Below are 21452 nucleotides of genomic sequence, written 5' to 3'. Positions count from 1 at the left end.
TCTACCTACACCTGGCCCTTTCGCTTTACCACGTTTTTCTTCTAGTCCTTTGATACCTTCAGCTTCAAAGTGTTTCACCCAACGTCTTACTACTGAGTGATCAATTCCTAGTTCTTTAGCGACCGTTTTGTATCCCATTCCTTCTTTAAGGTATAAATCTACTGCTTTTTTCTTAAATTCTATATCGTAAGTTACTCTAATTTTACCCATAGAAAAAATCCCCTCCATAGTAAACAGATTAATGTGCTTTCTTTTTACTGTCTACTATAAGGGGATCATATCAATACGAAGGTAGCTTTCTTCTTCGAAAAGGATTTACATCCTTATTTTTCTGTTACAGTTTTTAATTCCTCTAACAGCTCTTCTACGTAGTGCTGTGCACTTTGTGCTGCAATACTGCCATCGCCAGTTGCTGTTACAATTTGACGAAGCATTTTTTCGCGAATATCACCAGCTGCGAAAATACCAGGAACTTTCGTTTCCATACGTTCATTTGTTTCAATATAACCATTTTCATTTGTAATGCCAAGCTCAGTAAATGGTTTTGATAATGGTAACATTCCGATATAGATAAAAGCACCGTCTGCTTTAAATTCTTGTTCTTCACCAGTGTTAACATCTACAAGTGTTACACTACCTACTTTACCATTCTCTTCGTTAATTTCTTTTACAGTATGATTCCAAATGAAGTCCACTTTCTCATTTTGGAAAGCACGGTCTTGAAGAATTTTCTGTGCGCGAAGAGCATCACGACGGTGAACGATTGTTACTTTTGATGCGAAACGTGTTAAATACACACCTTCTTCAACAGCAGAATCTCCGCCGCCAATAACAACAAGTTCTTTCCCTTTAAAGAAAGCGCCGTCACATACCGCGCAATATGATACACCACGGCCGCCAAGTTCTTTTTCACCTGGTACACCGATCTTTTTATACTCTGCACCACTTGCAACGATAATTGCGCGTGTTTTGTATTCTTTTTTACCAGCTACAACTGTTTTGTATTCTTTGCCATCGATGACTTCTTTCACATCACCATATGCATATTCAGCACCGAATTTTTTCGCATGCTCGAACATTTTATTTGATAAATCGGGTCCTAAAATAGATTCATAACCTGGATAGTTTTCTACATCTTCTGTGTTTGCCATTTGTCCGCCTGGAATACCACGTTCAAGCATAAGCGTGCTTAAATTTGCACGAGACGTATACACTGCAGCTGTCATCCCAGCTGGCCCAGCACCAATAATAATGACATCATAAATTTTTTCTTCTGACACACTATTCACTCCTATTCATTCCTACCATAACTTACCCTCATTATACTGTTAGCATCTGTTTTTTCCCAATGATTTGCCTACGCGTGAGTACGCTTTACTACTTGCACATATTTTCTCACAGTTGCCACAGATACATTATATATATTTCCAAGTTCGGCCTGTGTCATTTTATTTCTCTGTTCTCCGCGCACAATATACTCGATTGCCGCAGACCAACCAAACACGTTTGTAAATACCGTCCCAGATGTATATAGGCGTATAAAAGTACAAAACCAGAAATGTAAGCACTCTTCAATCAATTCATCTTCTTTATTTGTATAGTTATATAAGGCATCCGCAATCCGAATACATTGTTCAAACGGTTGTAACTCGCTCGGAATACTCTTATGACTGCTCATTAAAAAGAAGTATTTTGCCAGTTGCGAAACAATTGGCACACGATTTTTCGCCTGCGTCACATCAAAGAAAAAGCCAATCTTCTCAGGTGTTGTTAATTCATTCATTAAATACAGTGCTAACATTTGCTCTTCTAACGTTGTACTTTGCTGGAAAGATTTCCTCAGCTCTTCAAACAAAACATTCTGTCCTTCATCAGCTAAATGCAGGGCATTCCACGGCTCTTTCCCTTTTTTATCAGGGTGTAATTCTACAACAGATTGCCACATCTTTTCCGCTGTCTGTTGATCTTTTATCATATAAGCAGAGTATGCAAACCAATAGTAAAAGCTGACATCTCCTTCATAACCTTGACGCTTTAATAACCTTAACCATTTATATGCCGATGCAAAGTGACCAATTGTCGCGAATGTTGTTCCTAGCTTTAATCGATGCTCAAATGACATTGGATATACGGATTCTAGTTGCTTCGCTAACGCTTCTACTTGCTTATGCTCTCCAATTGAATATAGAAAAATAAGCGTATTACATAACGCATGCATATTACCAGGATTTTTCTCTAAAATCATCTCTGTTAACTTTAATGCTTTATCTACATTTCCTAACTGAAAATGAGCAATTGCTAAATTATTATAACCCGACCAAAATTCCGGATAATCTTTCGTAACAACTTCAAGTGTAGCAATTGCTTCTTCTAATTGTCCGTTGCGAATATAACGGTTCGCTTGTTCCTGCATGACAATTAACTCATCTTCATCTTCAAACTCTTCCGCATCCATTGATTCTTCTTCCATAATTTCAAGCAATTCTAACGTCTCTTCCACAAATTCCTTCTCTGTAGCTATCTCTAAATATTGCTCCGCATACTTCTTCGCCTGCTGAAACAAGCCAAGATATGCGTAATTATTTGCTACAAAATAATAGCACTGTTCAATATTAGAATTCGAACGAATCAGTTTCAAGAAAATTTGATTTGATTCTTGATACTCACCGACTTCCGATAATACCGTAGCTAATTGACATAAAATAAACGGCTCTTTCTCACTTTGTGCCGCTCTTCGAAAATATTTAATCGCATCTTGTAATTTATGATTGCGATAAGACTTCATCCCTTTTTTATAAAAGAAATCAGCTAATTGATTAAAAGAGATAACTTGTCCGTTCTCCTTAAATATTCTTTGATTTTTCCCCATATATCCTCCAGTTTTTTGTTTTCTTCGTTCATACCTTCTTCTATTTATAAGTATAAACGATTCCGTAAAAAACAAAACAGTATATTATAATCAATTATTTCCTTTTTATTCATAAAAAGAGAAGGGAAATGTTACATTTTTAACATTGACTTTCTCCTCTCTGCCATCTCTTCCTTCGTATAAATGATACGCATTGGATTTCCACCTACAAAAGCACCGCTTGGTACATCACGGTGAACAAGCGTACCTGCTGAAACAATAGCACCGTCCCCAATCTTCACACCTGGTAATACAGTGGAATTTGCTCCAATCATCACTTCATTCCCTATGATTACTTCTCCAAGACGATATTCCGTAATTAAATATTCGTGAGCTAAAATCGTTGTATTGTAGCCAATTATTGAATTTGCTCCAACTGTAATCTTTTCTGGAAACATAGTATCAGGCATAGCCATAAGTGCAAATGATGTTTGCTCTCCGACTTTCATCCGTAAAAACGTGCGATATAGCCAGTTCTTCACGGATAAAAATGGCGTATAGCGTGCAATTTGAATAACAATAAAATTTTTCATTACCTTAAAGAAGGATACTGTTTTATACACATTCCATAATGAATTTGCTCCTGAAACAGGGTAGCGCGTTGTCCGTCGCACTTTGCTCTCTCCCCTTATCTACTATTCAAACAAAATGGATAATAAATCACTCATTCTATCTAGTACATAATCCGGCTTATACGATTCTAAATACTCTCTACCTTTAATCGTCCATGCCACTGCCGCTGTTTTCGTACCTGCGTTTTGTCCGCCTACTATATCATGATGGTTATCACCAACCATTAATGTTTCTTCCGGTTTTGCATCCAATAGTTTCAATGCTTTTTGAATAGGTTCTGGATGTGGTTTCACGTGTTCTACATCATCAATTGTTACAACAACATCAAAGAACTCCTTTAATTTTGAAAGCTTTAAACCCATTTCTACTGTTTGTCTCGCCTTCGTGGTCACAATTCCAATTTTATAACCTTGTTTCTTTAATTCCTGAACGGTTTCATAGACAGTTTCATATTCTTCCACTAGTTCATCATGATGGTCATGATTAAACTGACGATAGCACTGAATCATCTCATCTACCTTGCCCTCATCCATTGAACGAAACGTCTCATGCAAAGATGGACCGATAAATGGCAATATATCTTCGCGCTTATACTGATCTGGATAGTACTTATTTAACGTGTGTAAAAAAGAAGAAATAATAAGTTCATTTGTATTTATTAATGTTCCATCTAAATCAAATAACACTGTATTTATTTTCATATGCTCGATCCTTTCACTGCCTGAATATGAAAGAAGCAGCATCTCATATAAGATGCTACTTTTCTCTAGTTTTCTGAATATCTTTTATCAGCTTGCCCCATTATACGTCTCACAATAATGAAAATGATAGAAATAACAACAAGCCCGATGGACATCACTTGCGCAATGCGAAGCGGTCCTAACATTAAGCTATCCGTACGTAAGCCTTCCACAAAGAAACGTCCAACTGAATACCAAATTAAATACGTAAAGAATAATTCACCACGGCGTAAATTCGCTTTGCGTAATAACAATAATAGAATTACACCTGCAAAATTCCATAATGATTCATATAAGAACGTTGGATGATAATATACACCATCAATATACATTTGATTCACAATAAACTCTGGTAAATGTAAGCCTTCTAAAAACTGTCTTGTTACTTCACCGCCGTGAGCCTCTTGGTTCATAAAGTTCCCCCATCGGCCAATTGCTTGTCCAAGAAGAATACTTGGTGCTGCAATATCAGCCAGCTTCCAGAAGGAAATACCGCGTTTTTTCGCAAAGAAAATCCCCGTAATCACCGCTCCGATTAAACCACCATGAATCGCCAATCCACCTTGACGAATATTAATAATTTGCCTTGGGTCTTGTACATAATATTCCCACTCAAAAATAACATAGTATGCGCGTGCGCAAATAATCGCGATTGGTACCGCAATTAAAACAAGATCGACAAAAGTATCTTTTGGAATACCTAATCGTTCACCCTCGCGCGTAGCTAGCCAAAGTCCAAGCAAAACACCTGTCCCAATAATAATCCCATACCAATAGACTGGGAACGGTCCAAGTTGAATCGCTACACGATCTAGCTGTGGTACAGAACCTAACAGCATATGTATGACCTCTCTCTCCTAATTTATTCTTGATTTCCTAGTTCAATCGCACTCATTAAGCGCTCAGAAAATTGTTGTGCTGCATTGACTCCCATTCGTTTTAATCTGAAGTTCATTGCTGCTACTTCAATAATAACAGCCAAGTTTCGGCCAGGACGAACTGGAAGTGTAATCTTCGTAAGTTCTGTATCTATAATTTTCATTTTCTCTTCATCAAGACCTAGACGATCATAGTTTTTCTTTTGATCCCAAATCTCAAGATTAATCACAAGTGTAATACGCTTGTAGTTTCGCACAGCCCCTGCACCAAATAACGTCATGACGTTAATGATACCTAGACCACGAATTTCTAGTAAATGCTCAATTAAATCTGGCGAGCTTCCTACTAACGTATCTTCATCTTCTTGACGAATTTCTACGCTATCATCCGCAACTAAGCGGTGACCGCGTTTAACAAGTTCAAGTGCTGTTTCACTTTTCCCGACGCCACTTTGACCTGTAATTAAAACACCAACGCCGTAAATATCTACTAATACACCGTGAACGGCAGTTGTTGGTGCTAACTTACCTTCTAAATAATTTGTTAAACGACTTGATAGTCTTGTCGTCGTTTGGGAAGAGCGCAAAAGAGGCACACCAAACTCACGTGATGCTTGCAATAATTCTCCAGGTACATCTTGACTACGCGTTACGATAATACACGGCGTTTCTTCTGTACAAAGAGCTGTCATTCTTTCTTGCTTTTGCTCAGTTGTTAATGTATCAAAAAAAGTAAGCTCCGTTTTTCCAAGAAGCTGTACGCGATCTGCTGGATAATATGTAAAGAATCCTGCCATTTCAATTCCAGGTCGCGATAAATCACTTGTATCAATTGGACGATGAATTCCTTCCTCACCACTTACTAATTCCAATTGAAATTGCTCAATTAAATCTTTTGTCCTTACTTTCGGCATATGTAAACCTCCACTCCGCTGCGGGTTCATTCTCATTTGATGTAAAATTCCATTCTAACCGATATTGTACCATTTTTTTCTGAAAACAAGAAATATGGTTTCTACTAAATAGAAAAAAACATTTCATGAGATTCATGAAATGTTTTTCTTTTTGTCATTTTTCTATTTTTTCTCAGATAATGGCTCGACAATTACTTTATCAATCAGCATATTTAAAATAGAAATACAAATTGCCGCAAGAATTGCTACACCAAATCCTGATATGTTAAAAGCATCACCTAACAAAGAATCTGTCATCTCTAATGTAATTGCATTAATTACAATTAGGAAGAAACCAAATGTTAAAACAGTAATCGGTAACGTAATTAAAATTAATAACGGTTTTACAAATACATTTAAAATCGACAAAATAACGCTCGCGATAATCGCGGTTTGTATGTTTTCTATGTAAAATGCGTCTGGTGCAATTCCCTTTAGAAGACCTGATACAACAATTAATACGACGCTATTCACAAGAAGTGATAGAATCCATCTCATTTTCTTACACATCCTTTTGATATATATACTTAATCATACGCTAATGGATAGCAAACGCCAAGTAACCATAAAAAAAAGCGAGGGAAAACCTTTCTTTTTTTTTGGGAAGAGAGCATCCACCCATGCATAGGAGGTTCGCCCCATGCCATGTGAAAACAGAGGGAGGAAATGAGTAGGAGTCTCCTTTTGGCTTCGAAGCCGTGATTTGTATGCTGAAAATCGAAATGAGTTTATATAACAACTTATTCCAGCCCTTATACTTGTATACCTGTCACGCTAAATCCTCTCCCAAACAAAAACAAGGAGCTAGCCAATTGGCTTAGCTCCCTACCTCAACCTCATTCATCTTCTCTTTCATACGAGCCGTATCACGCTCTAAAATCTCTTTTAAATACTTCCCTGTATAGGAACGCTCTTCTTTTACAACTTGCTCCGGCGTACCTGACGCAATGATTTGACCACCTTTGTCTCCGCCTTCTGGACCAAGGTCAACAATGTAATCTGCTGTCTTAATTACATCTAGGTTATGCTCGATAACAAGCACAGTTTCCCCACTTTCAACAAGGCGCTGTAATACTTCTAGAAGTCGTGCAATATCATGTGCATGTAAGCCGGTTGTCGGCTCATCTAAAATATATAACGTACGACCTGTAGAACGGCGATGTAATTCAGATGCAAGTTTCACACGCTGCGCTTCACCACCCGATAATGTAGTAGCCGGCTGCCCTAATTTCATATAGCCTAGCCCTACATCTACAAGCGTCTGCAACTTTCGTTTAATTTTCGGGATGTTGGCAAAGAATTCTACCCCATCTTCAATCGTCATTCCTAGTACTTCAGAAATGTTCTTATCTTTATATTTCACTTCTAACGTTTCACGATTATAACGTTTTCCATGACATACTTCACATGGAACATATACATCCGGTAAGAAATGCATTTCAATTTTAATAATCCCATCACCGCGGCAAGCCTCACAACGGCCACCTTTCACGTTAAAACTAAAACGTCCCTTTTGATACCCACGTACTTTTGCTTCATTCGTTTGCGCAAACACATCACGGATATCATCGAAAACGCCTGTGTATGTTGCTGGATTCGAGCGCGGTGTACGTCCGATTGGTGATTGATCAATATCAATAACTTTATCTAAATGCTCAAGGCCTTTAATTTCCTTATGAGCTCCTGGCTTACTTTTCGCTTTATATAATTTCTGTGCTAACGATTTATATAGAACTTCATTGATCATCGTACTTTTTCCTGATCCAGATACGCCGGTTACTGCTACAAATGTCCCAAGCGGGAATGACATCTTCGCATTTTTTAAGTTATTTTCTTTTGCACCAATAATCTCGACCTTACGCCCATCCCCTTTACGTCTCTCAAGTGGGACCGGAATAAATTTCTTACCGCTTAAATATTGCCCTGTTAATGAATTATCATCATTCATCACTTCATCTGGCGAGCCAGATGACACAACTTGCCCACCATGAATTCCTGCGCCAGGGCCAATATCAAGTAAATAATCGGCCGCCATCATTGTATCTTCATCATGTTCAACAACGATTAGCGTATTTCCTAAATCACGCATTTCCTGTAGTGTACGAATCAGACGATCATTGTCACGCTGATGTAAACCGATAGAAGGTTCATCAAGAATATACAATACACCAGTTAAACGAGAACCAATTTGCGTTGCAAGACGAATACGCTGTGCTTCCCCACCTGATAATGTTCCTGCTGCACGGCTTAATGTTAAATAATCAAGTCCAACGTTAATTAAGAAACTTACGCGCTCTTTAATTTCACGTAAAATTAAACGAGCAATCTTTTCTTGTTTTTCTGTCAGTTCAATGCCCTCGAAGAAATCATAAACTTCTTGAACAGAGTACTTCGTTACATCAGCAATCGTTTTTCCGCCAACAAAAACAGCTAAGCTTTCTGGCTTCAAGCGGCCGCCCTTACATTTCGGACACGCCTGCTCCGCCATATACTTCTCCATTTGTTCACGAATGTAATCAGAACTTGTTTCACGGTAGCGACGTTCAATATTGGGAATAACTCCTTCAAATAAAATATCACTTTCTTTCACTTGTCCAAAGTCATTCACATAACGGAAATAAACCTTCTCTTCTCCACTTCCGTACAACACTTTATCAAATAACTCTTTCGGTATATCCTTCACAGGCATATCCATATCAATGCCGTAATGATTACACACAGATTGCAGTAATTGCGGATAATATTGCGAACTAGTCGGTTCCCAAGGGGCAATCGCATGCCCATTTAACGATAAATCCCAATTTGGAATTACAAGTTCTAAATCTACCTCTAATTTTGAGCCAAGCCCATCACAAGACGGACACGCACCAAATGGGCTATTGAAAGAGAACATACGAGGTTCTAATTCACCGATCGAAAAACCACAATGCGGGCAAGCATGATGCTCACTAAATAAAAGCTCCTCTTCTCCAATCACATCAATTAATACACGACCTCCACCTAGTTTCAATGCACTTTCAAGAGAATCTGCAAGGCGGCTTGCAACCCCTTCTTTCACAACGATACGGTCAATTACGACTTCAATGGAATGCTTCTTGTTTTTATCTAACGTAATTTCTTCAGACACATCAAGCATTTCTCCATCAACACGAACGCGAACATAACCTTGTTTCTTTATATCCTCTAATACTTTCACGTGTGCACCTTTACGACCTGATACAATCGGTGCTAACACTTGTAATTTCGTGCGCTCTGGATATTCCAAAACACGGTCTACCATTTGTTCTACCGTTTGTGATGTAATTTCAATCCCGTGGTTCGGACAGATTGGTGTCCCAATACGCGCAAATAATAGGCGTAAATAATCATAAATCTCTGTCACCGTTCCGACTGTTGAACGCGGGTTACGACTCGTCGTTTTTTGATCAATTGAAATTGCTGGTGATAACCCTTCAATTGTATCCACATCCGGTTTATCCATTTGCCCTAAAAATTGGCGCGCATACGCGGATAAAGACTCCACGTATCTGCGCTGCCCTTCGGCATAAATCGTATCAAATGCTAATGATGATTTCCCTGAACCAGACAGACCTGTCACAACAACGAGCTGATTTCTCGGAATGGTTACATCAATATTTTTCAAGTTATGCGCCCTCGCACCTTTTACAACGATAAAATCTTTGCTCACTATTTTCACCCTTCCGCTTTTAATTCTAGCAGTAAATCTCTCAGCTCAGCTGCACGCTCGAAGTCTAGTGCCTTTGCCGCTTCCTTCATTTCTGCTTCCATCTTCGCGATTGTTTTTTCTCGTTCTTTCTTCGTCATTTTCTTAGCCGGCCCAGCTTCATACACTTCTGTTTCTTCTGCAGCTGTTGTTGCACGAATCACGTCACGTACTTCTTTTTGAATTGTTTTCGGTGTAATGCCATGTTCCTCGTTGTAAGCTTCTTGCTTTTGACGACGGCGTTTCGTCTCTTCAATTGCAATTCCCATCGATCTCGTTATGCGATCTGCGTACATGATTACATGACCGTGTTCATTACGCGCGGCACGACCAATTGTCTGAATCAATGATCGCTCTGAACGTAGGAACCCTTCTTTGTCCGCATCTAAAATCGCTACGAGTGATACTTCTGGAATATCAAGCCCTTCTCGCAACAAGTTAATACCAATAAGCACATCAAATTTACCAAGGCGAAGATCTCGAATAATTTCAATCCGCTCTAGCGTTTTAATTTCAGAATGTAAGTAGTTTACTTTAATACCAACATCTTTTAAATAATCTGTTAAATCCTCTGACATTTTCTTTGTTAATGTCGTAATCAATACACGCTCATTTTTCGCAATGCGGTCATGGATTTCTCCTAATAAATCATCTATTTGCCCTTCAATTGGTCTTACATCAATTTGCGGATCTAAAAGCCCCGTTGGACGGATAATTTGCTCCACAACTTCCGGTGTAAGCTCTAGTTCATATGGACCCGGTGTTGCTGATACATACACAACTTGATTCGTTTTCTCTTCAAACTCTTCAAACATAAGCGGTCTATTATCCATCGCTGACGGCAAGCGAAATCCATGGTCAACAAGCACTTGTTTACGCGCTTGGTCCCCATTATACATCGCTCTTACTTGTGGCACTGTTACATGCGACTCATCCATAACAATTAGGAAATCTTTAGGGAAATAATCTATTAATGTATATGGTGTTGAACCAGCTGGACGGAGCGTCAAATGACGGGAGTAGTTTTCAATCCCCGAACAAAATCCCATCTCTCGCATCATTTCTAAATCGTAACGAGTTCGCTGCTCAATACGCTGGGCTTCTAACAATTTACCGTTATCATTTAATTCTTTTAAACGTTCTTCTAATTCTTTTTCAATATTTTCAATGGCAACTTTCATTTTTTCTTCACGTGTAACGAAGTGAGATGCCGGAAAGATTGCTACATGTTCACGTTCTGCTAATACTTCACCTGTTAAGGCATTCACTTCACGGATACGATCAATCTCATCGCCAAAAAACTCAATCCGAATACAATGTTCATCAAGCGATGCTGGGAAAATCTCAACTACATCTCCGCGCACTCGAAATGTTCCGCGTTTAAAATCAATATCATTACGACCGTACTGCACATCAACAAGTTCACGAAGCAATTGATTACGGTCCTTTTCCATACCAACGCGCAAAGAAACCACAAGTTCACGGTATTCTTCTGGCGAACCTAAGCCGTAAATACAAGAAACACTTGCTACAATAATGACATCATCTCGTTCAAATAAAGCTGATGTCGCTGAGTGACGTAATTTATCAATCTCATCATTGATTTGTGCATCTTTTTCAATAAACGTATCGGTTTGTGGTACATACGCTTCCGGTTGATAATAATCGTAATAACTCACAAAATACTCAACAGCATTGTTCGGAAAGAAATCTTTGAGTTCACTATACAGTTGTCCTGCTAATGTTTTATTATGAGCCATTACAAGCGTTGGCTTCTTCACTTCTTTAATAACATTCGAAATCGTAAATGTCTTTCCCGTTCCTGTCGCTCCAAGCAACACTTGATGTTTCTTACCATTATTAATCCCCGCTACCAGCTGCTGTATCGCTCTTGGCTGATCACCTTGCGGGGAATATTCTGAGACAATCTCAAATTGATGTTCCAAACAAAACCGACCTCCTCGTAAAAAATCTGTATTCTCATTTTACCACGAATGCCCATGAAAAAACCAAGAAAACGAACAGATATTCGGTAAAGTTTTCGACAATATAAAGTGAAACTTCCATCAGTAGGGGTTTTCTTCATCTCCACTGATGGTTAATAAATCTGTCTTTTACGGGCAGTTGTTCCTCGTTTCTCTCTGAATCTTGAGATGGGAGGCTTACTGCCCATTAATGCGGGATAAACATAGCAAAAGGAAGGTTTCTTCTTTTTATAAGCCCCTTCCTTTTTTAATCCCATTTATTTTGCCGATATACGTAACAGGTCATATCCATTATGACCTGTTTCTTTCACACAATCATGTAGCGTATACCTTATATCTTCACGAGTATCTTTCATTATCTTTTTACAAGTATCGGAGTAAATCCCTTTATCTTTACCAGCAAATTTATCATAAGAATTATCTACCTTATAGCTGATTTCTCTCCCAAGATATTCTAGGGTTTGAAAGATTGGATCTCCTTCATGTGTATAATTCACAATGCATATTTTATCCGCTCTACCTTTTTCAACATTCATGAAGAACTTCTCAAATTTATGTAAATTAGAAATTTTATGTCCTTTTGCAATCACATCATTATTCTCATCAATTTTACCGCCCGATTGTGAACATGCTACTAAGCTTCCAATACAAAATAGAAAACACAATGAGGCAATTCCTTTTCTCATATTAAATCCTCTCCAGCTTGTTTTGGCTTTATACTATCATTCAACACGAGATTAACTAGAAGAACAATATTAATAGGTAGAATTTTCTAAAAAATAAATATTTACAAAAATATTATTTTACTTTAGAATACGAACTACAAAGATTCGACACGATACGACAAAACGGGAATATTTTTCAGAATATTATAACAACTAAGGAGTGAGGGATCTATATGAATCTATTTCGGAAAAAATCCATTTCAGCATTATTAGCACAGGCAGAACAAAAAGGGGCATCTTTAAAGAAAGAACTCGGTGCATTTGATCTCACAATGCTCGGGGTCGGCGCCATTATTGGAACAGGCATTTTCGTTCTTACTGGTGTTGCCGCAGCAGAACATGCAGGACCAGCACTTATTCTATCGTTTATTTTATCCGGATTAGCCTGTGTATTTGCAGCACTATGTTATTCTGAATTCGCATCAACTGTACCGGTATCTGGTAGTGCATACACTTATAGCTATGCAACATTTGGAGAATTAATCGCCTGGATTTTAGGGTGGGATTTAATTTTAGAATACGGCTTAGCTTCCTCAGCTGTTGCCTCTGGTTGGTCAGGATATTTCCAAGGATTATTAAGTGGATTCGGGATTACATTACCTACCGCTTTAACAAGCGCATATAATCCTGAAGCTGGAACATACGTAGACTTACCGGCAATCTGTATTATCTTTCTAATGACATTGTTGTTAACAAGAGGAGCAAAAAAATCAGCTCGCTTTAATGCGATCATGGTAGCTATCAAACTCTTTGTTGTCTTACTATTTATCGGTGTTGGCGCTTTCTATGTCAAACCTGAAAACTGGACACCATTTATGCCGTTCGGCTTCTCTGGCGTAACAACTGGAGCTGCAACTGTATTCTTTGCTTACATCGGATTTGACGCTGTATCAACAGCTGCTGAAGAAGTGAAAAACCCACAGCGTAACATGCCAATCGGCATTATTGCTTCTTTAACAATCTGTACAATTTTATATATCGTTGTTTCATTAATTTTAACTGGAATTGTGCCTTACGATCAGTTAGGTGTTAAAAACCCTGTTGCATTTGCACTACAATACATCCAACAAGATTGGATCGCAGGTTTCATTTCTTTAGGAGCAATTACTGGAATTACAACTGTATTACTCGTTATGTTATATGGACAAACACGTTTATTTTACGCAATTAGCCGCGATGGCTTACTACCAAAAGTACTTTCTCGCGTGAACAAGAAAACAAAAACACCTGTTATCAATAGTTGGATTACTGCAACTATGGTTGCTTTCTTTGCTGGTTTCATTCCTTTAAACAAACTAGCAGAATTAACAAATATCGGTACACTATTCGCATTCATCGTTGTATCCATTGGGGTAATCATCTTACGCAAAAAACAACCAGAACTACCGCGTGCTTTTAAAGTACCATTAGTACCATGGATTCCTGCTTTAGCTGTTCTATTCTGTGGATACCTAGCATTGCAGCTCCCAGCAACAACATGGATTGGCTTTGCAGTATGGCTTGTAATTGGACTTGTTGTCTACTTCAGTTACGGTTACAAAAATAGTACGCTACAAAATAAACAAAAAGAAGACGTTGCATAATGAAAAAGCTGTTGTCCCATTAGGACAGCAGCTTTTTTTCTTTTTTTGGAAAAAACACATATGAAAATGTAATTACCGTATCAACTAAAAATACAATTCCCCAAACTTGACTCACACGGCTGGCTGCCTCATTTAACACAATTCCTTTTTCAAGCCAATTTCCCCACTGTTCAATCGGCACGAATCCATACATAAAGAAAAAGACAATATGAACAACGATAAACAAAACGAGATGTAAACTCCATTCTCCAATCTCCTGCTTTGTGTAAGCCCAGCCTGTTAGCTCTAGTGGTTCTTCTATATGTGTAAGTGGTTCATTCCGCCACCTTGCAACGAGTTTCTGTACACGTATATCTAATTTCTTTAAATCTTTTTTCCCATAAAAGAGTGCATATAGCAATATCACTAATGTAATGATTTGAAAGTTAGAAAACTTACCAGTTTCATAATAATCCATGACACCTAAAGCTAAAATAAAAACTTCATTGAGAAGTAACACAATGCCAGCAATGAAACTAGCTTTCCGTAATCGAAATCCGTAACGAAGTAAAAAGAAACCAATTGCTGATATCCAAAACACAATTTCTGCACCAATTAAGAAATACCAACGATACTCTGCAAGTATACTCATTTTCCGCGCTCCTTCTCATCATATATACGAAAAGCCTCATCCATATACACTAGAAGCTCCTCTTCAATTGGATACATATTCATCTTCTGCGAGTCTTCTTTTGACTTTCGTACTTCCCATAATTTATCTAGAAATGCTTCATCCCCATTTGCCATCTCCAAACACTTAGCCATTAGCTTTTTTATAGTTTCTTGCACGGCATCATGAGATGCATCCTTCCCTTCTTTCATAAAGCTGCGTAACTGTTTTAACACATCTACCCATTCTTGAACATTCTCATCCTCCTCGCTCATATTTGGCAAATTGCGAAGAAGTTTTTGCTCACCCTCTGAAAACACTTGCTTTTGAAATATTTCACGTATACGAGGAGACTGCCTCGAAAGTTGAATAAGTTCGAACATAATTCTCCAATCTAACTCTCCCTCTAACTCAGCCGAATACACAACAGCTTGTAAAATCCGTTCCATCCGATTAAACTTTTTCTGCTCTTCTTGTACAAACTCAAGCTGTTTTTCCAATGATTCTCTTAAGCTAAATTCATCTGTCATTAGTATATTCATAATCTCTTTTAACGAGAAACCCATTTCTTTTAAAAATAAAATTTGTTGCAAACGAATGACGTCCCCTTCACTATATAAACGGTGTCCACCTTCTGTTTTCCCGCTTGGTTTCAACAAATCAATTTGATCATAATAACGAAGTGTTCTTACCGTAACTTCTGTTTCCTTTGTAAGTTCTTGAATCGAGATCATTTCCATCACCCTTTCCTCTTTCATTATAAAAGATGACGTAACGTAACTTTCAAGTGTTTTTGTAAAAAAATTCAAAAAAGAGACATATTCACTATGTCTCTTTTGGTTACCTTACATAAAGCCTAACGCATATACGAGAATATACCCAAGAACAGAAAGGCAAACAGATCCTACCAATCCAGCTACAAATGCTCTACTTCCTAATTTACGGAATGTCGTAAATTCTACATTTAAACCAAGTCCCGCCATTGCCATCGCAATGAGCATATAAGCAAGGATTACGATATAGCCTGCTACCACTTCCGGTATAACACCTAATGAATGAAATGCACTCATTGCCAAGAACCCTAAGATAAACCACGGAATCGGAATATCACGCCAAGAGCCTTTTTGCCCATTTCCCTCACTACGCTTAAACCATAAGCCAATTAAAATCGCTACTGGTACAAGCATGGCAACACGCGTTAATTTTACAATAACCGCAATATCAACAGACGCGCTTCCACCTGGCGCCGCAGCAGCGATGACATGTGCAATCTCATGCAGCGTCGCTCCAGAAAATACACCGTAACCATACGGGGATAATCCAAGAACTGGGTATAATAAAGTATAAATCAACGTAAAAATTGTACCTAAAATAGCAATAATCGCTGCACCGACCGCTGTTTCATCGTCCTTCGCTTTCACTTGCGGTGCAATTGCCACGACCGCGGCCGCGCCGCAAATTGCCGTCCCGCATGCTGTTAAAATCCCAAGTGTTTTATCTACTTTAAAAACACGTGTTAATGCGTATACAACAACAAGTGTAAAAGCAATGACAATCGCTGCAATAACTAGCACCTTTGGCCCAGCCTTTGCAATATCAACAAGATTTAATCGCATACCTAGCAAAATAATTCCGAAGCGAAGTAACTTCTTACTCGCAAAATTCGTTCCCGCTATCGCTTCGCTTGGAACACCAATTGTAGCTCTCCAAATCATTCCAATTAGAATAGCGATAACTAATTGGCCCATAATATTTAAAAATGGAAGCTCCGCTAAATATTTCGCGCTAATCGCAATCAACAATGTAATCCCAATCCCCTGTGAAAAACCGAGACGCTTCTTCTTTTGTATAACAAGTGTTTGTTCCACTTTGGATCACTCCAATAATCGTATTAAAACATGCATGTTTCTTATACTTCCATTATAAAAGCATTCCAATAATAAGTTTAATACCAATATTCAATCTCAACCATCAGAAAAACTTATGATAAACTAAAAAAATGGAGGCGGCTCGTTCAAAATCGCAGAGCGTTGGAGCCCCCTCGGACGAGGCACTTTTTGCCTCGTCCGAGGGGACGAAACGACCGGAGATTTTAGCTGCCGGAGCTAGACAATAGAAAAGCCGAAGCTAATCTCTAGATCAATAACAAAAGAGCAAAGGAGCAAACATCATGAACGTCGATATTTTAAAAATATTTGTGACCGTCGTAGAACAAAAGCATTTCTCTCGTGCGGCAGAATTGCTCAATCTCTCTCAGCCTGGCGTCAGCATGCATATTCGCAATTTAGAAAACGAATTTGGCACTACGCTCATTCAGCGTTCTCCAAAACACGTCCAAGTTACGGAAGCTGGCAATATTCTATACATACATGCGAAGCAAATGCTATCCCTTTATGAAGAAGCAAAACAAGAAATTAACGAACTACATAACGTTGTTACAGGTACACTGCGCATCGGGGCAAGTTTTACAATTGGTGAATATTTACTCCCAAAAATATTAGCACGCTACGCCAATGAAAATCCGCGTGTGGAAGTACACACGTTTATCTCCAACACAGAAGAAGTTCTCCAAAGCATTCGTTCCAACCAAATCGATATTGGCTTAGTAGAGGGTCAAGTCGTATACACTGATATAGATGTAGAGACTTTTATGAAAGATGAAATGAAACTAGTCGTTCCACCAAAACATCCTCTTCTGGGTGCACATGCAATTAACGAAGCTTCACTTCAAGATCAAGTATGGATTCTCAGGGAGATGGGATCTGGAACACGCGCCTATAGCGATCGTTTTATCCATCAGCACCATTTAAAAATGAAGCGTTTCTTTACATTTAGCAGCATTCAAAGCGTAAAAGAAGCCGTTGCTGCTGGGCTCGGCATTGCAATCCTTTCTGACTGGACCGTAAGGAAAGAGCTACAAGCAAAAGAACTTTTCCATGTCGAAGTTCCAAATGAAAAACTCATCCGTCCTTTCTCTATCGTTCGTGGCAAATACTTTATTCCTTCCAAAGCCATTCAAGTCTTTTTAGACCACGTTCATTCATTTGCACAAAAACAGAGTTGACCTTCACATTAGTGTGAAGGTTTACAATATATACGAAAGGAGTGAAATGCAGTGCGAATTGGAGAATTATCAAAGCGAACTGGCGTCAGTGAACGTTCATTAAGGCATTATGAAGAAAAAGGGTTGCTTCCTTCGAAACGCCTTACAAATGGCTATCGTGATTTTGAGGTAAGTGCCACCAGAAAAGTTGACCTCATTCAGATGTACTTACAGCTTGGCTTAAATTTAGAAGAAACTGCAAGAATGCTGCGCTGCTTAGAAATTGAACCACAATTATACGAAAATCCATGCAGTAGTATTCTTACACTTTACGAAGAAAAGCTGGCTGAGGTAACAAAGCAAATTTCACTGCTCTCCAATATTCAAGCGAATTTACAGAAGCATGTTTCACTCCTAAAAAAAACGAAGAAAAAGGAATGATTGCATATGTTCGTTATACACGGAAGCTCCCGTTCAAATGGAAATACAGAAGCCCTTACACACATGATGATTGATGGTATCGATGCAGAACAAGTTTATTTACGAAATCATACCGTTCATCCTATCACAGACCAACGTCATGAAGCAGAAGGATTTCAACCAGTAGATGATGATTACCAAAACCTAATTGAGCAAATGCTAGAACACGACACAATTATTTTCGCTACACCTCTATATTGGTATGGGATGAGCGGACATATGAAAAACTTTGTTGATCGCTGGTCACAAAGTTTACGTGATAGATCCCTTCATTTTAAAGAAAAGATGAAAGAAAAAAAGATGTACGTTGTCATTGTTGGTGGAGATAATCCAAAGTTAAAAGCATTACCACTTATCGCACAATTTCAATACATCTTTGATTTTACCGGTTCTTCTTTTGAAGGCTACATTATCGGTGATGCTAATGCACCGGATGAAATTTCAAACGATAAAGAAGTATTAGCAAAAGCGAAACTATACAATGAACAATTCCGGAAATAATAACCAGAAACTAGTTTGCCAAATCTCTTTGTATACGCTACAATAAAAATAACATTATGAAAGGAAGGTAATCCGGCCAATGAAGTTCTAATTCTCTTATTTATTCATCCATCACGCATAGTGAAACAAAATGATGAAAACTAGAAGAGGATTAGTCTGTCCATTTGTCGATACTTTCTTTTATCGCGATCGTGTAAAAATATGTGCATCGCTTATTTCTGCACACTTTTTTACATCTATGGGTGACGTCTATCCTCTCTAGTGAAACTAGGGAGGTTTTTTTATGACCATTTTATTCGCACGCAATATTGAAAAAAACTTTGGTGACCGCACTATATTTACAGTACAATCGCTTGAAATTCAAGGAAATGACCGCATCGACATTGTCGGAGTCAATGGAGCCCGAAAATCTACGCTACTACAAATATTAAGCAAAGAAATAGAGCCGGACGAAGGTTCTGTCTCGCATTATGGTTCGATCGCCATTATCCCTCAATTTAGCGAGAAAACATTGGAGGATACTTCCACTTTTGCAAAAAGAAAGTGGAACATTTCAAACGTTTCAGGTGCAATGAGCGGCGGTGAACGAATGCGCTTAAAGATCGCTCATGCTCTTGAGCAGGAAGCTTCCATATATGAATCGAACAGAACAAGCTTCTGTAAACACTACCGAGCAAGAACTGTTACGATTGCAAACAAAATTAACAGAAATCATCAGCCGGATTTCGATGCCTGATTGACAGGATGATGTTACAATTCTTGAACAAGAATATGAGCAGTTATTGGAGAAAATCAGGAATTGTAAGGAAGCACTCTAATGTCTTCCCTATATCTCGACGAGGCCGCTGCCATTTCCCAAGAAATATCGATGATTCGACATGCTAGGATGCTGCAAATATATCGGCACTTCGACAATATACGACATAAGCAAGCATACAAAAAGCCGTGCATTAAGCACGGCTTCTTTCTTTATATTCTACACACGGACAGCTGTTCCACTTACCGCAACCATTAACATCCCTTCGCGAACTACCTCATAGTCTACGTCAATGCCAACAATCGCGTTTGCACCTTTTTGCTTCGCAAGAGATTTCATCTCTTCCATCGCAATATCACGTGCTTCTTTTAATTTACTTTCATATGCACCTGAACGGCCACCGACAATGTCACGAACAGAAGCAAATAAGTCGCGGACGATATTTGCACCCATAATTGCTTCACCGTTTACGATATCAATGTACTCGATAATTTCTTTCCCTTGAATAACAGAAGTTGTTGTTACGATCATTTTTTACAGCCTCCTATATATGTATCTTTTTCTTACCTACCTATATGGTACGCTAATTCTGTTAAAATTACATATACAAGGCCTTTTAAATTACACTGCTTCCGTATCCCACTTATGATTCTGTTCTACAAACACAATTCCCAATTCATGATGTCCATCTGCATATAGTGCCGTTTGAGCAAGGCGGAGCTCGCCTTTTGTATCAAGTACTTCTAACTTACAAAATGCCCCTGTCGTCTTGGACTGAAGCGCATCATAAAACTCTTCTGCACTTTTAGGAATTACACCGTTTACTTTCGTAATAACCTCTCCGGGCTTCAGATTCATTTCTACACCGACTGTATTCGGAATTATACCTAATACAACTAATCCATCGTCGCGCGCTGCAAAATATGCTGGGCACGTTTCATCAGCTATACGTTCCCGCATCGCAATAGTAAAGCGACCAAGCATCGCGACTCCCATCGCAAGAATAGCTACAACAGGCCACCAATAACTGATCACTCCTAAAACAAGAACAAGGGTCGCTAAACCAAATATACGTCTTCCTGTAAATAATAATGCTTCTGTCGGTTCCTCACTTCTAATTGTTCGCATAAAGCCAATTAAAAACGGTACAAGGAGTAAGGAATACGTTTGTGAACCAACAGAAATGACCGGCCACCACGAAACAAATTGTGTAACAGCATCTCCCGGCACAAGAATAAAAATCGGAACGAGCCATAAACGCTTTGATTCATGTAGTCCAATATTTAAACCGCGCTTTCCTTTACGCATTTTAGGCGTTGAATGCCGCACCGCATTTTTCGAAATTAATAATCCTTCTACTACTAACATCAAGCCAAGTAAAATGGCAAGTGATGCAATGGTACTCTCTTCTCCTTCTCCAAGCTGTAAGAAAGAGATTGGAAGTTTAGAAGATAATAAAGCTGCTACAATCGCCACGCCAAATGTGTAAGCAGAAGATAAATATCTATATTGAGCAGCTAGTCCAAATACTAGTGTCCAAATTAAAATCATCCATATACTTGCTTGCGACATAACTAGTCCGGCTCCAACTGTTATGATGGATACAACGAATCCATATCCAACTCCTGAAAATAAGGATGTTCGTAGTTCAAACCAAATATCATATACTTTAAAAGAAAAATCTTTTCGTTCTCGTAATATACGTAAGTATCCAACAAAAATGCTACTTATCAAAAATACATAGACAGCAGGGTGTAAGAAAAAACGCCCAACTGCTCGCATTATCTCAAAAGACCACGCCTCCACGAATCGCTTCACCACCATTTATTCTTTCTTTTTATCTTATCATAAAGTGAAACTTTAATCAGTGGCGTTTTCTCCATCCCCCATCTACCTTCTTTTCTTTTTCTAAATTTTGAGATAGAAGTGTTACCGTTCATAAGTAGCGGGATA

20 protein-coding genes and 2 pseudogenes are annotated in these 21452 nt (G+C 38.6%); 6 read left to right on the top strand and 16 right to left on the bottom strand.

The window, feature by feature from the left end:
* The 11 genes from C568_RS0108860 to C568_RS0108805 all read right to left on the bottom strand — a co-directional run.
* A partial coding sequence (locus C568_RS0108860; protein WP_018781297.1) for a helix-turn-helix domain-containing protein occupies positions 1 to 210 on the bottom strand: 210 nt, incomplete at its 3' end.
* A 113-nt stretch (positions 211 to 323) separates the two neighbouring features.
* The gene (gene trxB, locus C568_RS0108855) at positions 324 to 1280 is read right to left on the bottom strand and encodes a thioredoxin-disulfide reductase (RefSeq protein ID WP_018781296.1); all 957 of its coding nucleotides are present in this window, start codon (positions 1278 to 1280) and stop codon (positions 324 to 326) included.
* A gap of 77 nt (positions 1281 to 1357) precedes the next feature.
* The gene (locus C568_RS0108850) at positions 1358 to 2869 is read right to left on the bottom strand and encodes a tetratricopeptide repeat protein (protein WP_003201874.1); all 1512 of its coding nucleotides are present in this window, start codon (positions 2867 to 2869) and stop codon (positions 1358 to 1360) included.
* Between the two features lie 131 nt (positions 2870 to 3000).
* Complete coding sequence (locus tag C568_RS0108845) at positions 3001 to 3522, bottom strand: acyltransferase (RefSeq protein ID WP_003201873.1); 522 nt, start codon at positions 3520 to 3522, stop codon at positions 3001 to 3003.
* A gap of 21 nt (positions 3523 to 3543) precedes the next feature.
* The gene (gene ppaX, locus C568_RS0108840) at positions 3544 to 4182 is read right to left on the bottom strand and encodes a pyrophosphatase PpaX (RefSeq protein ID WP_018781295.1); all 639 of its coding nucleotides are present in this window, start codon (positions 4180 to 4182) and stop codon (positions 3544 to 3546) included.
* Positions 4183 to 4247: 65 nt separating this feature from the next.
* Complete coding sequence (lgt, locus tag C568_RS0108835) at positions 4248 to 5060, bottom strand: prolipoprotein diacylglyceryl transferase (protein WP_003201869.1); 813 nt, start codon at positions 5058 to 5060, stop codon at positions 4248 to 4250.
* A 23-nt stretch (positions 5061 to 5083) separates the two neighbouring features.
* A complete protein-coding gene (hprK, locus tag C568_RS0108830; RefSeq protein ID WP_016112515.1) occupies positions 5084 to 6013 on the bottom strand; it encodes an HPr(Ser) kinase/phosphatase in 930 nt (309 codons plus the stop codon).
* A 162-nt stretch (positions 6014 to 6175) separates the two neighbouring features.
* Complete coding sequence (locus tag C568_RS0108825; protein WP_018765105.1) at positions 6176 to 6550, bottom strand: phage holin family protein; 375 nt, start codon at positions 6548 to 6550, stop codon at positions 6176 to 6178.
* Between the two features lie 319 nt (positions 6551 to 6869).
* A complete protein-coding gene (uvrA, locus tag C568_RS0108815; RefSeq protein ID WP_006096545.1) occupies positions 6870 to 9740 on the bottom strand; it encodes an excinuclease ABC subunit UvrA in 2871 nt (956 codons plus the stop codon).
* A 5-nt stretch (positions 9741 to 9745) separates the two neighbouring features.
* The gene (gene uvrB / locus C568_RS0108810; protein ID WP_006096546.1) at positions 9746 to 11722 is read right to left on the bottom strand and encodes an excinuclease ABC subunit B; all 1977 of its coding nucleotides are present in this window, start codon (positions 11720 to 11722) and stop codon (positions 9746 to 9748) included.
* Between the two features lie 296 nt (positions 11723 to 12018).
* Positions 12019 to 12447 (bottom strand): DUF4362 domain-containing protein, encoded by a 429-nt coding sequence (locus C568_RS0108805; RefSeq protein WP_018781293.1) that lies wholly within the window; start codon positions 12445 to 12447, stop codon positions 12019 to 12021.
* A gap of 212 nt (positions 12448 to 12659) precedes the next feature.
* Between C568_RS0108805 and C568_RS0108800 the strand changes: the two genes are divergently transcribed.
* Positions 12660 to 14069 (top strand): amino acid permease, encoded by a 1410-nt coding sequence (locus C568_RS0108800; RefSeq protein WP_018781292.1) that lies wholly within the window; start codon positions 12660 to 12662, stop codon positions 14067 to 14069.
* 19 nt (positions 14070 to 14088) lie between these two features.
* On the opposite strand, the gene C568_RS0108795 is transcribed toward C568_RS0108800, so the two are convergent.
* The 3 genes from C568_RS0108795 to C568_RS0108785 form a co-directional block, all read right to left on the bottom strand.
* A complete protein-coding gene (locus C568_RS0108795; protein ID WP_018781291.1) occupies positions 14089 to 14700 on the bottom strand; it encodes a hypothetical protein in 612 nt (203 codons plus the stop codon).
* On the bottom strand, positions 14697 to 15458 hold the full coding sequence (locus tag C568_RS0108790; RefSeq protein ID WP_018781290.1) for a MerR family transcriptional regulator: 762 nt from the start codon (positions 15456 to 15458) through the stop codon (positions 14697 to 14699). The genes C568_RS0108795 and C568_RS0108790 overlap by 4 nt, the downstream gene beginning before the upstream one ends.
* A 105-nt stretch (positions 15459 to 15563) precedes the next feature.
* Positions 15564 to 16586, bottom strand: a complete 1023-nt coding sequence (locus C568_RS0108785) for a YeiH family protein (RefSeq protein WP_003201850.1) — start codon at positions 16584 to 16586, stop codon at positions 15564 to 15566.
* 302 nt (positions 16587 to 16888) lie between these two features.
* Between C568_RS0108785 and C568_RS0108780 the strand changes: the two genes are divergently transcribed.
* The 5 genes and pseudogenes from C568_RS0108780 to C568_RS36225 all read left to right on the top strand — a co-directional run.
* The gene (locus tag C568_RS0108780) at positions 16889 to 17782 is read left to right on the top strand and encodes a LysR family transcriptional regulator (RefSeq protein ID WP_003201848.1); all 894 of its coding nucleotides are present in this window, start codon (positions 16889 to 16891) and stop codon (positions 17780 to 17782) included.
* Between the two features lie 51 nt (positions 17783 to 17833).
* Positions 17834 to 18202, top strand: a complete 369-nt coding sequence (locus C568_RS0108775; RefSeq protein WP_018781289.1) for a MerR family transcriptional regulator — start codon at positions 17834 to 17836, stop codon at positions 18200 to 18202.
* Between the two features lie 6 nt (positions 18203 to 18208).
* Entirely contained in the window at positions 18209 to 18742 is a 534-nt protein-coding gene (locus C568_RS0108770; RefSeq protein ID WP_018781288.1) for a flavodoxin family protein, read from the top strand.
* Positions 18743 to 19025: 283 nt separating this feature from the next.
* Positions 19026 to 19376 (top strand): annotated as a pseudogene (locus C568_RS0108765) (ATP-binding cassette domain-containing protein); the annotation flags it as partial.
* A pseudogene (locus C568_RS36225) lies at positions 19375 to 19560 on the top strand (ribosomal protection-like ABC-F family protein); the annotation flags it as partial. The pseudogenes C568_RS0108765 and C568_RS36225, both read left to right, overlap by 2 nt.
* Positions 19561 to 19718: 158 nt before the next feature.
* Here C568_RS36225 and C568_RS0108760 read toward each other — a convergent pair.
* Positions 19719 to 20030: a heavy metal-binding domain-containing protein gene (locus C568_RS0108760; protein WP_003201842.1), complete on the bottom strand. Its 312-nt coding sequence runs from the start codon at positions 20028 to 20030 to the stop codon at positions 19719 to 19721.
* Positions 20031 to 20120: 90 nt separating this feature from the next.
* A complete protein-coding gene (locus C568_RS0108755; RefSeq protein ID WP_029427068.1) occupies positions 20121 to 21323 on the bottom strand; it encodes a PDZ domain-containing protein in 1203 nt (400 codons plus the stop codon).
* Positions 21324 to 21452: the final 129 nt, after the last annotated feature.

The organism is Bacillus sp. 95MFCvi2.1 (assembly GCF_000374965.1).
Classification (GTDB): Bacteria; Bacillota; Bacilli; order Bacillales; family Bacillaceae_G; genus Bacillus_A; species Bacillus_A pseudomycoides.
Note: the sequence above shows the minus strand (reverse complement) of the source record. Positions and strands in the feature narration are given on the sequence as shown.